Annotated in this window: 16 protein-coding genes and 1 tRNA gene; 11 read left to right on the top strand and 6 right to left on the bottom strand. The window is 64.4% G+C overall.

Going from position 1 to position 13,835, the window contains the following annotated elements:
* Positions 1-3: 3 nt before the first annotated feature.
* From DW352_RS06410 to DW352_RS06400, 3 genes are read left to right on the top strand one after another with little or no spacing between them, the layout of a single operon-like run.
* A complete protein-coding gene (locus tag DW352_RS06410) occupies positions 4-864 on the top strand; it encodes a fumarylacetoacetate hydrolase family protein (RefSeq protein ID WP_115689596.1) in 861 nt (286 codons plus the stop codon).
* A 41-nt stretch (positions 865-905) separates the two neighbouring features.
* A complete protein-coding gene (locus DW352_RS06405; protein ID WP_115689594.1) occupies positions 906-1,676 on the top strand; it encodes a glutathione S-transferase family protein in 771 nt (256 codons plus the stop codon).
* Positions 1,673-2,650, top strand: a complete 978-nt coding sequence (locus DW352_RS06400; RefSeq protein ID WP_115689592.1) for a Bug family tripartite tricarboxylate transporter substrate binding protein — start codon at positions 1,673-1,675, stop codon at positions 2,648-2,650. Before DW352_RS06405 ends, DW352_RS06400 begins: the two co-directional genes overlap by 4 nt.
* A gap of 44 nt (positions 2,651-2,694) precedes the next feature.
* On the opposite strand, the gene pepT is transcribed toward DW352_RS06400, so the two are convergent.
* Positions 2,695-3,978 carry a peptidase T gene (gene pepT / locus DW352_RS06395; protein WP_115689590.1) on the bottom strand — a complete coding sequence of 428 codons (1,284 nt, stop codon included), beginning with the start codon at positions 3,976-3,978 and terminating at the stop codon, positions 2,695-2,697.
* Positions 3,979-4,020: 42 nt separating this feature from the next.
* Complete coding sequence (locus tag DW352_RS27290; RefSeq protein WP_115689588.1) at positions 4,021-4,656, bottom strand: CGNR zinc finger domain-containing protein; 636 nt, start codon at positions 4,654-4,656, stop codon at positions 4,021-4,023.
* Positions 4,657-4,791: 135 nt separating this feature from the next.
* On the opposite strand from DW352_RS27290, the gene DW352_RS06385 reads away from it, so the two are divergent.
* Entirely contained in the window at positions 4,792-5,640 is an 849-nt protein-coding gene (locus tag DW352_RS06385) for an alpha/beta fold hydrolase (protein ID WP_115689586.1), read from the top strand.
* 66 nt (positions 5,641-5,706) lie between these two features.
* On the opposite strand, the gene DW352_RS06380 is transcribed toward DW352_RS06385, so the two are convergent.
* On the bottom strand, positions 5,707-6,627 hold the full coding sequence (locus tag DW352_RS06380; RefSeq protein WP_115689584.1) for a DMT family transporter: 921 nt from the start codon (positions 6,625-6,627) through the stop codon (positions 5,707-5,709).
* A gap of 97 nt (positions 6,628-6,724) precedes the next feature.
* Between DW352_RS06380 and DW352_RS06375 the strand changes: the two genes are divergently transcribed.
* A complete protein-coding gene (locus DW352_RS06375) occupies positions 6,725-7,498 on the top strand; it encodes an AraC family transcriptional regulator (protein WP_115689582.1) in 774 nt (257 codons plus the stop codon).
* A gap of 122 nt (positions 7,499-7,620) precedes the next feature.
* Here the strand turns inward: DW352_RS06375 and DW352_RS06370 are convergent, their stop codons facing one another.
* Complete coding sequence (locus DW352_RS06370) at positions 7,621-7,926, bottom strand: HU family DNA-binding protein (RefSeq protein WP_115689579.1); 306 nt, start codon at positions 7,924-7,926, stop codon at positions 7,621-7,623.
* A gap of 192 nt (positions 7,927-8,118) precedes the next feature.
* Between DW352_RS06370 and DW352_RS06365 the strand changes: the two genes are divergently transcribed.
* The 3 genes from DW352_RS06365 (at position 8,119) to DW352_RS06355 (ending at position 9,321) form a co-directional block, all read left to right on the top strand.
* A tRNA-Asp gene (locus tag DW352_RS06365) sits at positions 8,119-8,195 on the top strand.
* Positions 8,196-8,247: 52 nt separating this feature from the next.
* Positions 8,248-8,970, top strand: a complete 723-nt coding sequence (locus tag DW352_RS06360) for a haloacid dehalogenase type II (protein WP_115689577.1) — start codon at positions 8,248-8,250, stop codon at positions 8,968-8,970.
* 108 nt (positions 8,971-9,078) lie between these two features.
* Positions 9,079-9,321 carry a hypothetical protein gene (locus DW352_RS06355; RefSeq protein WP_162826818.1) on the top strand — a complete coding sequence of 81 codons (243 nt, stop codon included), beginning with the start codon at positions 9,079-9,081 and terminating at the stop codon, positions 9,319-9,321.
* Positions 9,322-9,342: 21 nt separating this feature from the next.
* Here DW352_RS06355 and DW352_RS06350 read toward each other — a convergent pair whose 3' ends face one another.
* Entirely contained in the window at positions 9,343-10,266 is a 924-nt protein-coding gene (locus tag DW352_RS06350; protein WP_115689573.1) for an alpha/beta hydrolase, read from the bottom strand.
* A gap of 184 nt (positions 10,267-10,450) precedes the next feature.
* Between DW352_RS06350 and DW352_RS06345 the strand changes: the two genes are divergently transcribed.
* Positions 10,451-11,614 carry a L,D-transpeptidase gene (locus tag DW352_RS06345; protein WP_245434342.1) on the top strand — a complete coding sequence of 388 codons (1,164 nt, stop codon included), beginning with the start codon at positions 10,451-10,453 and terminating at the stop codon, positions 11,612-11,614.
* Between the two features lie 12 nt (positions 11,615-11,626).
* Here DW352_RS06345 and DW352_RS06340 read toward each other — a convergent pair whose 3' ends face one another.
* Positions 11,627-12,601 carry a tripartite tricarboxylate transporter substrate binding protein gene (locus tag DW352_RS06340; RefSeq protein WP_115689571.1) on the bottom strand — a complete coding sequence of 325 codons (975 nt, stop codon included), beginning with the start codon at positions 12,599-12,601 and terminating at the stop codon, positions 11,627-11,629.
* Positions 12,602-12,903: 302 nt separating this feature from the next.
* Here DW352_RS06340 and DW352_RS06335 point away from each other — a divergent pair, with 302 nt between their 5' ends.
* Together DW352_RS06335 and DW352_RS06330 are read left to right on the top strand one after the other, a co-directional pair.
* Positions 12,904-13,269, top strand: a complete 366-nt coding sequence (locus tag DW352_RS06335) for an NADH-quinone oxidoreductase subunit A (RefSeq protein ID WP_115689569.1) — start codon at positions 12,904-12,906, stop codon at positions 13,267-13,269.
* Between the two features lie 4 nt (positions 13,270-13,273).
* Positions 13,274-13,834, top strand: coding sequence for a NuoB/complex I 20 kDa subunit family protein (locus tag DW352_RS06330; RefSeq protein WP_115689567.1), 561 nt, complete (start codon positions 13,274-13,276; stop codon positions 13,832-13,834).
* Position 13,835 lies beyond the last annotated feature (1 nt).

The raw sequence follows: 13,835 nt of genomic DNA, 5'->3' as shown, positions 1-13,835 counted from the left end.
GCGATGCGCTTCGTCAGCTACATCGCCGACAGTAAGCCCGGCTTCGGTCTCGCGACCGAGGCCGGCATCGTCGATCTGGCGGCGCGGCTGGGCGTACCATCGTTGCGCGCGCTGCTCGAAGGGGCAGGCGTGGCGGCGGCGGCGCCCTTCGCCGCGCAGAAGGCCGACCGGACGCTCGACAGCGTGACCTTGCTGCCGGTCATTCCCGACTGCGCGCATTGCTACTGCGTCGGCGTCAACTACGAGGACCATCTGCGCGAAGTGCAGGCTGCTGGTGTCGCGCGGCCGCGGCCAAAGCAGCCGTCGCTGTTCATCCGCTATCCGGAGACGTTCGTCGCCCACGGCGAGCCTCTGGTCATGCCGAAGGTCTCGAACGATTTCGACTACGAGGCCGAGTTGGCGATCATCGTCGGCAAGGGCGGCCGTTACATTGCGCGCGAAGACGCCATGGCCCATGTCGCGGGCTATTCCTGTTTCAACGACGGCAGCGTGCGCGACTGGCAGTTTCATTCCAGCCAGGTCACATCGGGAAAGAATTTTGTCGGCACCGGCGCCTTTGGGCCCTGGATGGTCACACCCGACGAGGTGGGCGATGTCGGCAAGCTCGCCATCAGCCTGACGGTGAACGGCACGGTCCTGCAGGATGGCAACACCTCGGACCTGTTGTTCGGCGTGGCCGAGATCGTCAGTTACGCGTCCGCTTTCCTGCCGTTGAAGGCGGGCGATGTCATCGCCACCGGCACGCCGGCCGGCGTCGGCTTCTCGCGCAAGCCGCCGATCTTCTTGAAGCCCGGCGACGTCTGCGATGTGCGCATCGAGCGCATCGGCACATTGCGCAACACCGTCGTCAAAGCCGCTGAGTGAGGGGATGATGCGCGACCGCGCCATCCCGGAAAGGACCTGACATGCTGACGCTTTACAACGCCGCGCACTCGACCTGCAGCCAGAAGGTGCGCATCTGCCTTGCCGAAAAGAAGCTGCCGTTCAAGGACGTGAAGCTCGATATCGGCAAGGCGAAAGAGCATCTGCGTCCGGAATATCTCAAGATCAATCCGAACGGCGTGGTGCCGACACTGGTCGACGACGATGAGATCATCGTCGATTCCAGCGTGATCTGCGAATATCTCGAGGAGCGTTACCCCGAGGTGCGGCTGTCGCCGGAGAATCTCGCCGACCGGGCGCGTATGCGCGCCTGGATGCGGTTCCTCGAAGAAGTGCCGACGGCGGCGGTGCGTGTGCCGTCATTCAACATGGGCTTCCTGCCGCGCTACGAAGGCATGGACCGCAAGACCTTCGAAGGCGTGGAGTCCGATGTCCGGCCGATCCGCAAGCAGTTCTATCGCCGCATGGGGCCGCAGGGCTTCAAGAAAGAGGACGTCGAAGCCTCGTACGAGCAGATCGCCAATACGTGTTCGCGCATGAATGCGGCGCTCGAGAAGGGCCCTTGGCTGCTCGGTGAGCAATACACGCTCGCCGACATCATCGTGGCGCCGCTGATCGACCGCATGGCCGACCTCGGCATGGACACCATCTGGAACGAGAAGTTTCCGCGCGTCGCCGATTGGTACGAGCGGATGAAGGCCCGTCCGGCTTTCCAGCAGACATTCTATCCCGGGGCGAGGATGTCGGAGTTCCTGCCTCTCGCGCCGGCCATCAAGGAGGAAACAACAAAATGACAAAACGGCTTCAGTTGATTGCGGCGGCGGTCGGCCTGGCGGCCCTGGCGGCGCCGGCCTTCGCCGACTCTTATCCGTCGCGGCCGATTACGCTTGTTGTGCCATTTCCGGCCGGCGGCCCGGTCGATACGACAAGCCGCATCGTTGCGGACAAGATGAAGGATGCGCTGGGGCAGACGGTCATCGTCGAGAACGTCGGCGGCGCGGCCGGCGGCCTCGCGGCGGCGCGCGTCGCCCGCGCCGCTCCCGACGGCTACACGATCATGACCGGGATCTGGGGAACCCACGTCGCCAACAGCGCGATCTACAAGCTGCCTTACGATGTGAAGGACGACTTCACGCCGATCGCGCTGGTGTCGGTCAATCCGCTGCTCATCGTGTCCAGCAAGAAGACGCCGGCCACCAATCTGAAAGAGCTGATCGCCTGGCTGAAGGCAAATCCCGGTAAGGCGACGCAGGGCACCTCGGGTGTCGGCAGCGTCGGGCACGTCGGCGGCGTCTTCTTCGAGAAGATGACGGGCGTGAAATACAACTATGTGCCTTACCGCGGGCTCGCGCCGGCGATGCAGGATCTCGCGGCGGGCAACATCGATCTGATGTTCGATACGCCCGCGACCTCGCTGCCGCACGTCAAAGCCGGCACCATTCGCGCCTATGCGGTGACGGCCAAGAAGCGGCTCGAATCGGCGCCGGACATTCCGACGGTCGATGAAGCGGGGTTGCCCGGTCTTTACATCTCGACCTGGACGGCCTTCTTCGGACCGAAGGGGATGGACAAAGAGGTCGTTGCCAAGCTCGAGGCGGCGGCGAAAAAGGCCCTGGCCGATCCGGACGTCAAGAAGCGACTCGCCAATGTCGGCCAGGATGTCTATCCGCCGGAGGAGCAGTCGGCGGCCTATCTCGCCAAGTTCCAGGACGAAGAACTCAAGAAGTGGACGCCCATCATCAAGGACGCCAACATCAAGGTCGAGTGACCGAGGCGGCGCGCGGGCGGCTATAGTCCGCGCGCCATTCGCCCTCAGGCTTGTTCTTCCCAGATCGTCGCCAGGTGCACGATGGTGCGCACGGCGGCTTCCATGTCCTGAACGCTGACCCATTCGAGCCGCGAGTGGAAGGCGTGTTCGCCGGCGAAGACGTTGGGGCAGGGCAGGCCCATGAAGGACAGGCGTGAGCCGTCGGTGCCGCCGCGGATGCTGTTCTTGATCGGCGCGAGGCCGGCGCGGTGCACCGCCTCCATCGCATTGGCGACCACCTGCGGATGACGCTCGAGCACCTGCCGCATGTTGCGGTACTGCTCGGTGACTTTCATGCGATAGCTCGAGCGCGGGAAGTCCTTGAGCGCGGTTTTGACCGCGCGCTCCAGCACCGCCGCTTTGTCCTTCAGCCCTTCATCGGTGAAGTCGCGCAGAATGAATTTGAGCGTGGCGCCGTCGAGCGCGGCTTCGACGCCGTGCGGATGCACGAAGCCTTCGCGGTCTTCCGTCGTCTCCGGCGAGCAGGTGTCCCTGGGCAGGTTGTCGATGATGCGGGCGGCGATCTTGATCGCGTTCTCCATCTTGCCTTTGGCAAAGCCGGGATGCGCGCTGACGCCCTGGATGGTGACGACCGCGGCATCGGCCGAGAAGGTCTCGTCCTCCACCGTGCCGGCGCTCTCGCCGTCGATGGTATAGGCGAAGTCGGCGGAGAGCCGTTTCAGATCGGCCTTGTCGACGCCGCGGCCGATCTCCTCGTCGGGCGTGAACAACACCTTGATGGTGCCGTGCTTGATCTCGGGATGGGCGACGAGGAAACGCATGGCATCGACGATCTCGGCGACGCCGGCCTTGTTGTCGGCGCCGAGCAGCGTTGTGCCGTCCGTGGTGACGATGTCGTTGCCGATCTGCTTGGCGAGGGCGGGATGCTCGGCGGCGCGGATGACCTGCGCCGGATCGCCCGGCAGGACGATGTCGCCGCCCTGGTAGTTGCGCACGATCTGCGGCTTCACACCGGCGCCGCTGCAGTCGGGCGAGGTGTCCATGTGCGAGCAGAAGCAGAGCACCGGCACCGTCTTGGCGCTGGTCGCCGGCAGCGTCGCGTAGACGTAGCCGTTGTCGTCCATGTCGGCGTCGGCAAGGCCGATCTCGCGCAGCTCCGTGACCAGCAGCCGGCCGAGATTCTTCTGTTTCTCGGTCGACGGCGTCGTCGGCGAATCGGGGTCGGATTGGGTGTCGATCGTCACATAGCGCAGGAAGCGCTCGAGGACGGTGTGGTCGAAGGCGGGGAAGGCTGGCACCGCGTCTCTCCAGGCTCGTGTGTCCCCCATAAATGCGCGGCAGGCTGCCAAGGCAAGAGGGCCTGGGGCCGATCAATGCCCATCGCGGTGACGATGACGGAACGCCGCCGCTTTGGCCCGGTTGCCGCACAGCGCCTGACTGCACCAGCGGCGCCGGTGCGACTTGGTGCGGTCGTAGAACCATAACGTGCACTGCTCGCCTTCGCAGCGGCGCACCAGCGCGAGATCGCCGTGACAGAGGAGGTCGGCGATCGCGGCGGCCAGCGGCGCCAGCAGGGCTTGCGCATCGTCCACCGGCCGGACGCTGACGGTCTTGAAGCCGTCCGATGTCGGCTCGACGCGCTGGAAGGTCGCGCCGCGCGCGAGCAACGCATTCAGCCGCTTGAGGTCGGACGGAGCCATGGCGCCGCGCCCCTTGGCCTTCACCCGCTCGAGTACGCCACGGAACCACTCACGCAATTCGATCGCGTCCTTTGCAGCGCCGTCGAGCGCCGCGCGCTCGAAGCGCGGCGGCTTGTCGATGACGGCGGCCGTCTTGAGCCACTCCAGGAATGCCTCGCCTGAACTCAGCCATTCGACGCGGCCACCGCGCGCCGTGGCGGTCGTGTTCAGGAAATCGAGCGCCAGGTGGTCGCCAAGCGCCGGCCAGGGCGCCGCGCCGGCGGGTTCGGCGTCGTCGGCTGGCACGGGGTGCGGGGTGGGGCTCATGCGAACTCCTCGATCACGAAGCGGTGATAACCGGCAATCGGCGCGTTGACAAGTTATGCGCAACAAGTAACCAATAAAATAGAAAAACAAAGGTTACTCATTCCGAGAGCCTGAGCGAGAGCGGAGAACTGCCTTATGCACTTCCGGACCGTGGGCGTGGACGGCGTCGACATTTTCTACCGCGAGGCCGGTGAGGCGGGCCGCCCGGTTATCCTGCTACTGCATGGTTTCCCGTCGGCCGGGCACATGTTCCGCGACCTGATCCCGGAACTGGCGGACGATTTTCACGTCATCGCGCCGGACCTGCCGGGCTTCGGCCAGTCGGCGCAGCCGTCGCGCGATACCTTCACCTACAGCTTTGCCAATCTGGCAAAGGTGATGGCTCGCTTCACCGAGGTGATCGGTCTCGATCGCTTCGCGCTCTATGTGTTCGATTACGGCGCGCCGGTCGGCTTCCGGCTGGCGAGCCGTCATCCCGAGCGCATAACCGCGATCGTGTCGCAGAACGGCAATGCCTATGTCGAAGGATTGAGTGACGGTTGGAATCCGATTCGCGCCTATTGGGAATCGCCGACGCTCGATAATCGCAACGCGTTGCGCGGTTTTCTGACGCCGGAGACGACGCTCTTTCAATATACGCATGGCGTGCCGGATCCGGCGACGGTGTCGCCGGACGGCCGCAGCCTCGACGACTTCTATCTGGCACGGCCCGGCAATGCCGACATCCAGCTCGATCTGATGCTCGATTACCAGTCGAACATCGAGGCGTATCCGAGCTTCCACGATTACTTCAGGAAGCACAGCCCGCCGTTTATCGCACTGTGGGGCCGTAACGATCCATTCTTCCTGCCGGCGGGAGCGGAGGCTTTCAAACGCGATCTGCCACAGGCCGAAGTGCGTTTCTTCGACACCGGGCATTTCGCCCTCGAGACGCATGCAGCGGAAATCGGCGCAGCGATCCGCGAATTCCTGCCGCGCCGCTAGCCGGAATCAAGACGACGGGCGCGAGCTTCGGCTTGGCGCCCGTCGTTACCATCGCCGAGATTGCGCTCAGGCGACAGCGCTTCCCCTCTTCGCCGGCGCGCCCCGTAAGGGGCGGCGCAAGAGCTCGGCGCAGGCGACGCCGAGGAGCGCAGCGCCGCCGCCGATGACATGATGGCGTTGTACGGGCTCGCCGAGGAACGCGATCGCAGCCAACGCCGTGAGTACCGGCAGCAGGTTCATGAAGGCGGCGCAGCGGCTGGGGCCGAGAAGGTGCACGCCGCGCAGCCAGAAGAAGGGCAGCACGACCGATGCAAGGCCGCCCGCATAAGCGATGAGCGGCAGGGTCGCGCCGTTCAACGCACGCATCGGCGCCGGCGTGGCAAGGAACGCGGGAAACATGATCGCCAGCGCGCAGATCGCCTGCATATAGGTCGATTGCCAGCCCGCAACGGGAAGATCCCAGCGCTTCAGCAGCACACCGTAAAGCGCGTAACCCAAAGCCGCGATGAACATAAGAGGATCGCCGAGGTGCACGCCTTCGCGCACCATCGCGCCGGGATCGCCGGCGCTCACCAGGTAGACAAGCCCTGCCAGCGACAGCACGCCGCCACCGACCATCCCGATGGTCGGCTGTTCCTTCAGCAGCAAAGCGCTCAGGGCCACCGTCAATAGCGGTGTCAGCGCCGTAAACACCGCCATGTTTGTCGCGGTTGTGCTCTCCGCGGCAAGATAAGACAGGCTTTGGAACAGGCACATCGCCAGAAAGCCGAGGATGGCCAACTGTCCGAGATTCGGCCAGATGATCGCACGATTGCGCCATGCCGGCACGGCGACGAATGTGCTCATTAAGAGCACGGCTAAGGCAAGACGATAGAAGGTGATCGCCTCGGGTCCGATCGTGTGCGCGGACAGTCTCGAGACGATGACATTTCCGGACCAAAGGACGATTGCGAAAAAGGGATAGAGGAAAGCGAATTTACTTTTCATGGGCTTCGGCTCTGAACGTCGTTGACGAGGTTCCGGCGTATCGCTTTCCGATCAGTCCGTATCGCTCTACTGTGACCTTGGATGTAGAGATTGGGACATGCTCGACGACCTCTCCACGCGGTACTTGGAATTCCACGACACGGATCGCGCGCTGGCGGCGATGGAGGTGGATTATCCCGACGGCACTTCCACCGGCCTTCATGCCCATCCACGCGGACAGCTTCTTTATGCGATCGAGGGCGTGATGATCGTGCGCTCGGCGGCCGGCACGTGGGTCGTGCCGCCCAATCGAGCGCTGTGGATCGTTGCCGGCCTAGAGCACGACGTCCGCATGTCCGGCGCGGTCAAGATTCGGACGGTTTTCATCGATGCGCGGAAGATCGGCAACCTTCCCGCGAAAAGCTGCGTCATCAACGTATCCGCGCTGCTGCGCGAACTCATCGTCGCGGCCGTCCAGGTGCCGGCCGACTACCAAGAGGACAGCCGGGACGATCGGGTCATGCGGCTGTTGGTGGACGAGCTTCGGGAATCGGATGTGTTGCCGTTGCACCTGCCGCTGCCGCGCGACCCGCGGCTCAAGTCGATCTGCCAGGCATTGATCGATCACCCGGCCGATTCGTCGACCGCCGATCAGTGGGGTGAGCGACTGAACGTGACGGCGAAAACGGTGCATCGGCTCTTCGTCAAAGAAACCGGAATGACTTTCGCGCAATGGCGCGAACAAGCGCGCCTGTTGTTCGCCCTTCGCAGAATTGCGAGCGGCGAGCGGATTATCGATGTCGCCTTCGATTGCGGTTATGCCAGTCAGAGCGCATTCACGGCGATGTTTCGACGCCATTTTGGGGCGCCGCCGTCGGCCTTCTATCGCTAGACCGGCGAGCATCGCGGGCAGGCGGCTGACTATCCCAGGCGGAAAACAAAACGGCAGGCGGGAGCCATCGCTCCGCGCCTGCCGCGAATCTTCTCTTCCCCGGAGGGTCGACCGCTGTGCGGTCAGATCGCTTCCTTCAGCTCCTTGGCGGCGCGGAAGGCCACTTTCTTGGAAGCCTTGATCTGAATCTGCTCGCCGGTTGCCGGATTACGGCCGACGCGCGCGGCGCGCTTGCGGACCTGCAGGATGCCCAGGCCGCCGATACGGATCTTCTCGCCCTTCTTCAGGTGTTTCACGATGTTGTCGACGAGATCGCCGAGTACGGTCTCTGCCTGCTTCTTCGGAATTTCGTGCGTATCCGCGAGCGCGGCAGCCAAATGCTTCAGGGTGACCGTAGCCGGAGTCGCTGTCTTTCCAGGTGTAGCCATCGTTGGGACCCTCCTGTCGAATCCGCGGCGCACGGCGTGACGCCGGGCGCCCGTGCCCGCATTAGACGATTCGGGGGCGTTATGCCCATCGATTTGTCGCATAAAATAAGGCTTTTTCGCAAATCGATGACAGTCCTACGAGGAGTTCTTGACTTAAGGTCGAGCCCCCTATAACTCCTGCGCCACGCCCGCGGGGGCGTAGCTCAGTTGGTTAGAGCGCTGCCCTGTCACGGCAGAGGCCGCGGGTTCGAGTCCCGTCGCTCCCGCCATTTTATCAAGCACTTAGCCCATATTTCGGGCCCCTAGTGGGGGGCGTGCCACATGTCCGCTGACACCCCCACGGCCGGCGTCCTGGCGCTTCTCTTCGATGTCTTCGGCACCCTGGTTGACTGGCGCGCGTCGGTTGCGCGCGAGGCCGAGCGCATCCTGGCGCCGCTCGGGCACCGCCTCGACTGGGCGGCCTTCGCCGACGCCTGGCGGGCCGAGTACCAGCCGGGGATGGAAGAGGTACGCGCCGGCCGAATCCCGTTCTCGAAGCTCGATGTGCTGCACCGCAGGAATCTCGAGCGGTTCGCGCCGCGTTTCGGGCTCGTCGGCCTGCCTGACACGGTGCTGCACGAGTTGACACTTGCCTGGCACCGGCTCGATGCCTGGCCGGAGGTGCCGGCGGCGCTCGCGCGGCTCAAGCGCAAGTTCCTGATCGCGCCGTGCTCGAACGGCAATATCTCGCTGATGGTCGATCTCGCCCGGCGTAATGGCTTGCCATGGGATGCGATTCTCGGCGCCGAGGTCGCGGGCGACTACAAGCCGAAACCGCGGGTCTATCTCGCGGCCTGTGAGGCGCTCGATCTGAGACCTGAGCAATGCATGATGGTCGCCGCGCATTCGCATGATCTCGCATCCGCCGCGCAATGCGGTTTGCGCACGGGCCACATTGCGCGGCCGAACGAGTACGGGCCGGGCAAGGGCGAGCGGGCGCCGACGGTGCCGGTCGATGTGATCGGGCAGGGGCTCGACGAGATCGCTGCCAAGCTGCAAGCCTGAACGCGAGGATGATCGCGCGGCGCCGGTGAGCGCGGCCGGAACACGGGTTTGTGAGCGAACTTCTGTCTTCTCTCTCCGGTTCACAATCGTGCAACGATGGAGAAGACAGTGATCAAAAAGATGATGTTGAGCGCGGCGCTCGTCTTCGCGGCGACGACCTTCGCAAACGCACAAAGCCTACCGAACTACGGCGCCAACGCGCCGGCCAACGTCGACAGCTACGGCAAACCGTATAGCGGCGCGAAGCCGCTACCCCAGCGCCGCGGCTATCGCGCTTACGGCTATGTACACGGGCATCACTATGACCGCGGGCACCGCCGTCACCATCGCTCTTATCGCTATTATCGGTGACGGCGCTTTCGCGGCGGGCGCTTAGCCCTTGTAGACGGGCGCGGGTTGCGAGAACCAGCCCGCGAGGATGTGGTAAACCATCATGTAGTTCTTCTGCTGGAAGCTGGCGTGCGAGATGCCGGACATGACGGTGAACTGCTTGTCCGGGTTGGGCAGCTTGGCGAAGAACTTCATGAGGTCGTCCATCGACGCGATGCCGTCGTGCTCGCCGCGCATGATCAGCGTCGGCGCTTGGATTTTCGCCGGATCGACGACCGGCAGCTTCGAGCACATGTCGACATAGGTGCCGGTCGGCACCGAGTCATCGAGCGCGCACACCGCCTCGGCGAAGGCTTCGATCACGTGACGCTCGGCCGTGTCGGGATGGTCGCGGTCGAAGACCGAATGGATGAAGGCCTTATTCATCGGTCGCCGGTTTTTGCCGATGAAGTCCGGCAGCTTCTTGCGGCGCTGCTCGAGCGTCGGCGAGCCTTCGCCGGTCCACACCATCGCATCGAGCGCAAGCCGCGCCACCATCTCGGGATGGCGCTCGGCAAAAAGCGCCGCGCGGAGCGCGCCGGACGAAATGCCGTAGACGAGCAGGGGACGCGCGCCGCGCAGCTTCTGGATATACAGCGCCGCCGCGTAGCAGTCGTCGGCGCCCATCGAGATCGGCGCGTTGTTGTCGCGTTCCTTGGTCGAGCGGCCGTAGCCTTCCATATCGACCGCCCAGCAATCGAAGCCGCGCTTGGCGAAATGATCCATCGCCGAGGAATCCGGCCGACCGGGAACTTGCAGATCGAAGGTCGGCTGCCCGGCCATGGAGGAGCCGTGAACGAACAGCACCGTGCCTTTCGTCGCCGCCGGATCGCCGACATATTTCTCGAACAGGAACAGCTTTACGCCGCCGTCCTTGGTGGTCCAGTGATCCTCGGCCTTGATGACCGCCTGCATCATTTCGTTCATCGTTTCCCCGTGACGCGTTTTCGCGCACTTGCGTTGCGTGGTTTGGCGAAGCGACGGTAAGTCAATGCCAGCGCTGCCGCCAGGGGGGTGTCTCACAACACGGGGAGTTGCCTTGCGACTCGCGCGCGGCGGCGTCTTAAATCGAAAACGGCGCTGAGCCGCGGCAACCCGAATGGAAGAAGACGTGACCCAATTTGGCACGATACGCCGTTCGCGGCCGGCAAGGTTTGGTGTTGCCGTCTGTGCGTCGGCGGTGTTGCTGTGCGGTCTGATCGGACCGGCCTCCGCCGATTGGTTCTGGCGCTACGACGATGGCGGCTATGAACAGGAGGCGCCGCCGGCGCCGCAAGTCCGCAAGCGTCACAAGCCGAAGCACAAAGTCACGCAAGAGAAGAAGCAAAGCGTGCCGCCGGGGCCGCTGCAGATCGTCGTGTCGATCGCCAAACAGCGGGCGACTCTGTTCGCCAACGACGTTCCTGTCGGGGAGGCGCCGATCTCGACAGGCGTGCCCGGCCATCCGACGCCGATGGGCGTGTTCTCGGTGATCGCCAGGTCGCGCTATCACAGTTCGAACATCTATAGCGGCGCGCCGATGCCCTACATGCAGCGCATCACCTGGTCGGGCATCGCCTTGCATCAGGGACCGCTGCCGGGCTTCCCGGCATCGCATGGCTGTATCCGCCTGCCTGAAGCTTTCGCGGTGAAGCTGTGGGGACTGTCGAAGCTCGGTATGCGCGTCGTCATCACACGCGATCAGGTCGTGCCGGTGCGGTTCGCCGATGCACATCTGATTGCGCCGAAGCCGGTGCAGGATGTCACGGGTACGGCGGTGGCCGCCGCGACCGAAGAGTTGGCGGCAGCCGCGGGGGCCAACAAGCCAGCCGATGCGCCCAAGCCGGCAGCGCGGCCGAAGCCGAAACCGCCGGTGCAGGCCTTCATCAGCCGCAAGGAAGGCAAGATCTACGTGCGGCAGGGCTTCGAGCCGCTGTTCGACGCGCCCGTCACCATCGCACAGCCGGACGAGCCCTGGGGCACGCACGTCTTCACGGTCACCGATATCAAGGATGGCAACGCGCTGTGGACGGCCCTGACCATTCCCAGTGGCTACGCGCAGAAGCCGGGTAAGCAGAAGATGTCGGCGAAGACGCGGGAGCGGCTGGAGAAACGCGCCGCCGATCTCGCCAAGACGCCGACCGCGGCGCAGGCGCTCGCGCGGTTCGAACTGCCGCCCGATGCGACCGCGCGCCTCGGCGAACTGTTGGCGGTCGGATCGTCGCTGATCGTGTCCGACAATGCGCTGAGCGACGAAACCGGCGCCGAGACCGGCTTCATTGTTCTGACCCAGTAGCCTGCCCGGCGGTCAGTTGATCGGCCGGATGTGATTGTCGGCGATCACCTTGGCCCATTTGTCGACCTGGGCCTTCATGAACGACGCGAATTCCGGCTGGCTCATCACCATCGGCGATGCGCCTTGCTTCTCCCAGGCGGCCTTGATGGCCGGCCGCTGCACGATCTTGGTGATCTCACGGTTGAGCTTTTCGACGATCGGCGCCGGGGTGCCGGCGGGGGCCATCAGGCCGACCCAGAGCGTGGCCTGGAAACCCGGTACGCCGGCCTCGGCGAGGGTCGGGACGTCCGGCAGGGTCGGAGAGCGTTGCGCGCCGCTCGTCCCCAGGGCGCGGACCATGCCGGCCTGGATCATCGGGGCCATAGTCGGCACGCTGTCGAAGAGAAGCTGGATCTGCCCGCTCAGGATGTCGTTGCGGGCGCCGGTCGAGCCTTTGTACGGCACGTGGATGATATCCACGCCAGTCAGGTTCCGCAGCAGCTCGCCGGCCATGTGATAGTTCGACCCCGGCCCTGACGAGCCATAATTGAGGGTGCCCGGCTTGGCGCGGGCGAGCGCCAGCAGCTCGCCCAGGGTCTTTGCCGGCACGGAGGGGTGGACCACCAGGACGAGGTCGCTGTCCATCAGTGGCGCCACCGGCACCAGGTCCTGCATGAGGTGGTAGGGCCGGCGGGCATACAGTGTCTCGTTGACCGTCTGGGTGCCCGACACCATGAGCAGCGTGTAACCGTCGGGGGCGGCCTTCGCGACGAGATCGGTGCCGATCGTGGTGCCGGCGCCGGGGCGATTCTCCAGCACGAAGGGCTCGTGGAGCGCTTTGTGCAGTTCCTCGGCGATCGCGCGCGTGAAGACATCGGTCGGACCGCCAGCGCCGAACGGCACGATGATTTTCACGGGACGGGACGGGTAATCGTCGGCGTATGCCGCCGTTGACGTCAGCAGGCCTGCTGCGACGAGCAGGGCTGCGACGGATCGCAGGATTGCCATGCGTTTCCTCGGGCTTATTTGTTTGTGACGGGCGCCCAGCGCGAACTATCGAACCCGGCGGAAAAGCCGTCAATCATGCAACAACGCGGTCCCGCTCTGCGGGCCGTGCGACCCTCGTGGATGCAGCCTAAGGACGGCTTGCCTCCCTTTGTGCGTTGCGTTAAGCCTCCCGCGCTCCCGTCCTTGAGCCATTCCAAACTAAACAAGGGCGTTTTGTGTGGTTTCACGGCGCCTCTCCGGCTGCCGAGCAGTCCAGGGCGGGCGTATTTCCGGGTTGGGCGGGCTATACGCTTGAGGTCGCCATGAGCGCATTGCTGCTGGATTATCTTCCGCTGGTCATCTTCATCGGCGTTTCGCTCGTGATCGGCCTCGCGCTGCTGATCGCGCCGTTCATCGTCGCCTATCAGCAGCCGGATCCGGAAAAGCTGTCGGCTTACGAGTGCGGCTTCAACGCGTTCGACGACGCGCGCATGAAGTTCGACGTGCGCTTCTATCTCGTCGCCATCCTTTTCATCATCTTCGACCTGGAAGTCGCCTTCCTGTTCCCCTGGGCCGTGGCCTTCAAGGAGGTCGGCCTGTTCGGCTTCTGGTCGATGATGATTTTCCTGGGCGTCCTGACCATCGGCTTCATATATGAGTGGAGGAAGGGGGCGCTGGAATGGGATTGAAGTCATGACTCTGGTCGCACCCGCACCCAAAGGCATTCTCGATCCGTCGACCGGTAAGCCGATCGGGTCCGACGACTCGTTTTTCGCCGGCGTGAACGCCGAATTGTCCGACAAGGGCTTCATCGTCACGGCCGCCGACGACCTCATCACCTGGGCCCGTACCGGCTCGCTGATGTGGATGACGTTCGGCTTGGCCTGCTGCGCCGTCGAAATGATGCAGATGTCGATGCCGCGTTACGACGCCGAGCGCTTCGGCTTCGCGCCGCGCGCCAGCCCGCGCCAGTCCGACGTGATGATCGTCGCCGGCACGCTGACCAACAAGATGGCGCCCGCGCTCCGCAAGGTCTACGACCAGATGCCGGAGCCTCGCTACGTCATCTCGATGGGCTCCTGCGCCAATGGCGGCGGCTATTATCACTACTCCTATTCGGTGGTCCGCGGCTGCGACCGCATCGTGCCCGTCGACATCTACGTGCCCGGTTGTCCGCCGACCGCCGAGGCGCTGCTGTACGGCGTGATGCTGCTGCAGAAGAAGATTCGCCGCACCGGCACGATCGAGCGGTAAG

Source organism: Pseudolabrys taiwanensis, from assembly GCF_003367395.1.
Classification (GTDB): Bacteria; Pseudomonadota; Alphaproteobacteria; order Rhizobiales; family Xanthobacteraceae; genus Pseudolabrys; species Pseudolabrys taiwanensis.
Note: the sequence above shows the minus strand (reverse complement) of the source record. Positions and strands in the feature narration are given on the sequence as shown.

Coding starts and splice junctions, on each gene's coding strand:
- DW352_RS06400 (WP_115689592.1), top strand. CDS start 1,673: ATGACAAAACGGCTTCAGTTGATTGCGGCGGCGGTCGGCCTGGCGGCC.
- DW352_RS06370 (WP_115689579.1), bottom strand. CDS start 7,926: ATGGCTACACCTGGAAAGACAGCGACTCCGGCTACGGTCACCCTGAAG.
- DW352_RS06330 (WP_115689567.1), top strand. CDS start 13,274: ATGACTCTGGTCGCACCCGCACCCAAAGGCATTCTCGATCCGTCGACC.
- DW352_RS06360 (WP_115689577.1), top strand. CDS start 8,248: ATGTCCGCTGACACCCCCACGGCCGGCGTCCTGGCGCTTCTCTTCGAT.
- DW352_RS06385 (WP_115689586.1), top strand. CDS start 4,792: ATGCACTTCCGGACCGTGGGCGTGGACGGCGTCGACATTTTCTACCGC.
- DW352_RS06375 (WP_115689582.1), top strand. CDS start 6,725: ATGCTCGACGACCTCTCCACGCGGTACTTGGAATTCCACGACACGGAT.
- DW352_RS06340 (WP_115689571.1), bottom strand. CDS start 12,601: ATGGCAATCCTGCGATCCGTCGCAGCCCTGCTCGTCGCAGCAGGCCTG.
- DW352_RS27290 (WP_115689588.1), bottom strand. CDS start 4,656: ATGAGCCCCACCCCGCACCCCGTGCCAGCCGACGACGCCGAACCCGCC.
- pepT (WP_115689590.1), bottom strand. CDS start 3,978: ATGGGGGACACACGAGCCTGGAGAGACGCGGTGCCAGCCTTCCCCGCC.
- DW352_RS06405 (WP_115689594.1), top strand. CDS start 906: ATGCTGACGCTTTACAACGCCGCGCACTCGACCTGCAGCCAGAAGGTG.
- DW352_RS06410 (WP_115689596.1), top strand. CDS start 4: ATGCGCTTCGTCAGCTACATCGCCGACAGTAAGCCCGGCTTCGGTCTC.
- DW352_RS06380 (WP_115689584.1), bottom strand. CDS start 6,627: ATGAAAAGTAAATTCGCTTTCCTCTATCCCTTTTTCGCAATCGTCCTT.
- DW352_RS06350 (WP_115689573.1), bottom strand. CDS start 10,266: ATGAACGAAATGATGCAGGCGGTCATCAAGGCCGAGGATCACTGGACC.
- DW352_RS06335 (WP_115689569.1), top strand. CDS start 12,904: ATGAGCGCATTGCTGCTGGATTATCTTCCGCTGGTCATCTTCATCGGC.